General features: G+C 30.2%; 4 protein-coding genes. All 4 read right to left on the bottom strand.

Annotation, left to right across the window (positions count from 1 at the left end; translation table 11 throughout):
- Window positions 1-726 (bottom strand): FtsX-like permease family protein (locus HMPREF9129_RS12190; protein WP_004820064.1); only part of this gene is annotated, 726 nt, incomplete at its 3' end.
- The gene (locus HMPREF9129_RS12185) at window positions 723-1,658 is read right to left on the bottom strand and encodes an ABC transporter permease family protein (protein WP_257009140.1); all 936 of its coding nucleotides are present in this window, start codon (window positions 1,656-1,658) and stop codon (window positions 723-725) included. The genes HMPREF9129_RS12190 and HMPREF9129_RS12185, both read right to left, overlap by 4 nt.
- A complete protein-coding gene (locus tag HMPREF9129_RS02600; RefSeq protein ID WP_004820060.1) occupies window positions 1,642-2,319 on the bottom strand; it encodes an ABC transporter ATP-binding protein in 678 nt (225 codons plus the stop codon). The genes HMPREF9129_RS12185 and HMPREF9129_RS02600 overlap by 17 nt, the downstream gene beginning before the upstream one ends.
- Before the next feature lie 88 nt (window positions 2,320-2,407).
- A partial coding sequence (locus tag HMPREF9129_RS02595) for a sensor histidine kinase (protein ID WP_004820058.1) occupies window positions 2,408-2,702 on the bottom strand: 295 nt, incomplete at its 5' end.

Below are 2,702 nucleotides of genomic sequence, written 5' to 3'. Positions count from 1 at the left end.
TTCTCCGTCTATAAATTTTTGTTTGTTTATTAAATAGTCATCCATACCAAATAGAAGTGGTGCAACTTTGTTATCTTCTATTTTAATTTTTGGATAAGTGTGTTCATAACCAGAGGAGTATAAAGCTCCCCCACTTTTATAACCCTTATGTTTTTCTATTTCATCAATATACTTTTTGTCAATTCCATACTCACTATCTAAGTACATATATCTAAAATATTTTGGACTTGCTATATTATAGTCCGTTACAATTACATCAGAAATCCCCTTTTCTAGATCAATATTACCGGTATAAGTTAAAACGCTGTTTAAAATAACAGCAGATAGACTAATAGAAAGAACTATCGATATAAATCTAAATTTATTGGAAAATACTTGTCTTCTAGCAAGCTTGCCTAGAGAAATATTCTCGCTTTTATATTTCTTTTTTATCGTGGTTTCATTGTATCTGCTGGCATCTATTGGAGAAACTTTTGCTGCATATCTTGCAGGTTTCATCACCGATAGAAATACTGTAAGCAAAGTAAAGACTGTCGAAAATAAGATAATTAAGATTATTACAGTGAATGATAATTTTACATCCGTTAACATCTCATTATTGGCAAATATTTTATTTAAAATGATTTTTCCGATAGAAATTCCTACTAAATCTCCAACTACTATTGACGGAAGTGCTACTGCTAAAGACTCAAAATGAATAAGCCTTTTGATTTGTGGCTTTGTCATTCCAATTTTTTTAAAAGTCCCAGAAGTTTAATATCTTCATTTACGGATATCTTGAAAATATTATTTATTATTAAGTATCCTGCGACCATTACCAAAATTAAAAAAGCTAAGTATGGTAGAAATGTATTAAAATCAAAACTATTATCACCAGATAAAAGATAGGCAAAATTAACACCAATCCTTATTTCATTGTCGGATAAATTTCCAGGGTCCTCTACAACTTTATAACCATTTCTCTCTGCAATTTTTAAAAGCTTATTCCTTATCATAAAGGAATTCTTTAGCATTACTTCCAAATCTTTATTATTTTCTGGAAGTGATAATTTATCTACATAAGCTTTTGATAAATAGATTTGTCCTACACCAACATTGGAGTCAATAGGACTTTGAAAAGTTCCAGATATAATAAATTTATCACTTTTCTTTTCAATAATCTCTCCTGTGTAAGGTTTTTCTGTTTTAAAAGGAACTTCTATCTCTTCTCCGATTTCACCCTTATAACCCAATTTTTTAGCAGTAGCTATATCTATAAATACTTGGTTTTCTTTTTCTGGAAACTTCCCCTTAACTTTTTCTATTAGAGACCATTCAAATCCTTTCTTATCCATATAAGATAGTTCTGCCATAACTTTTTCATCATCAAGAATTCCAACTTTTTCTCTTACTGAAAAATCCCTTATATCCTTATCATGGGTTAATATTTCTACATCTTCATCACAAATATCTTTAAAAGAACCATGGCTGATTGTACCAATAGTTTTCATCGTTTGGGTTTCCATGCTTTTTCCTAAACCTAAGGCTACGGAAAACAGACTTGTAAATAGTATAGAAGTCAAAGCAATTGCTAATAAGAGAATGTTTCTCCTACTTTTATTTGCATTTAAAATACTTTTTGCAAGACGCCTTATATAAGATTTATTTTTGACTTTCATTATTTTCCACCAGCCTTCCATCTTCTATCCTTAGAGTTTTTACTGCAGCTTGAGCGACGGCATCATCGTGAGTAATCATAAGAATAGTATTTCCAAGCTCTTTATTAATCTTTTTTAGTAGGTAAACAACTTGGGAAGAAGATTTTGAATCTAAATTTCCTGTAGGTTCGTCAGCTAGAATTAAAGAGGGTTTGGTAACCAAGGCTCTTGCTATGGCAACTCTTTGTTGCTGTCCGCCAGATAATTCATTTGGCATTTTATTTTTTTGATCACTTATCTCAAGTATATCAATTACAGAATCAACATATTTTTTATCTACCTTGTCTCCATCAAGACCAAAGGGAATAATTATATTCTCATATACATTTAGCATGGGTAAAAGATTATATGCTTGAAAGACAAAACCAATATTTCTTCTTCTAAAAATGGTTCTCTCATCATCTTTCAATGCATAAATGTCAGTATCATCAATTAAAACTTTTCCGCTTGTAGGATAATCAAGTCCTCCTAGGAGATGTAATAGGGTTGATTTACCGGATCCAGATGCTCCTATTATAGAAATAAATTCTCCTTTTTCCACATCGAAAGATACTCCATCAAGAGCTCTTACTTCCACGTCATTTGTTTTATAATATCTTTTTAAATTTTCTACTTTTAACATATTTATCACCTCTTTACATTTAATATAACATTCATATCTTACAAAGTACTTACAAGACTTCTTACAGTTTTGTAAGAAAAAAGACTTCTCACAAAGGGAAGTCTACTGAAAATTTTATTCTATTTTCATCCAAAAACGCTCTTATATTTCCGCCATGTTTTTCTATAATTTCTCTGGATATAAAAAGACCTAAACCCAAACCATCCTTTGAAACGGAATTTTTTCCTCTGTAAAATCTTTCAAATATCTTTGGCAAAGTTTCTTCTGATAAGTCTTTGCACTCATTTTCTATATCTAGATTATAATTTAGGTAAGATTTATAAATTGAAATATTAATAGTAGATCCCTTTGGCGAGTATTTTATAGCATTATCTACTAAATTG

Source organism: Peptoniphilus indolicus ATCC 29427 (assembly GCF_000227315.1).
GTDB classification, from domain to species: domain Bacteria; phylum Bacillota; class Clostridia; order Tissierellales; family Peptoniphilaceae; genus Peptoniphilus; species Peptoniphilus indolicus.
Note: the sequence above shows the minus strand (reverse complement) of the source record. Positions and strands in the feature narration are given on the sequence as shown.

Excerpts from the sequence above, each read along its gene's own strand:
- HMPREF9129_RS12185 (WP_257009140.1), bottom strand. The coding sequence starts at position 1,658 with ATGAAAGTCAAAAATAAATCTTATATAAGGCGTCTTGCAAAAAGTATT.
- HMPREF9129_RS02600 (WP_004820060.1), bottom strand. The coding sequence starts at position 2,319 with ATGTTAAAAGTAGAAAATTTAAAAAGATATTATAAAACAAATGACGTG.